This is a genomic window from Massilia aurea (assembly GCF_024753205.1).
Classification (GTDB): Bacteria; Pseudomonadota; Gammaproteobacteria; order Burkholderiales; family Burkholderiaceae_D; genus Telluria; species Telluria aurea.
The window spans coordinates 1-218 of the sequence record NZ_JANUGZ010000051.1 but is presented as its reverse complement, the minus strand read 5'-3'; the positions used below and the strand labels follow the sequence as shown (position 1 = coordinate 218).

General features: G+C 61.9%; 1 protein-coding gene. It reads right to left on the bottom strand.

Going from position 1 to position 218, the window contains the following annotated elements:
• A partial coding sequence (locus tag NX775_RS24000) for an AMP-binding protein (RefSeq protein WP_258838266.1) occupies positions 1-218 on the bottom strand: 218 nt, incomplete at both ends.

Below are 218 nucleotides of genomic sequence, written 5' to 3'. Positions count from 1 at the left end.
AATCGGGACCGCAATTCAGATGGTCGCGCAAGGCGTTTTGCGTAAGCAGGACTGCTGGCTGGCTGTCGGCGAGCATGTAGGCCAGGCGCTCACCCGCGTAGATTGGGTCGAGAGGAACATAGGCCCCGCCTGCTTTGAGAATGGCAAGCAAGCCGACAATCATGTCCAGGCTGCGTTCGACGCAAATGGCCACCCGTGCGTCGGGGACCACGCCCTGG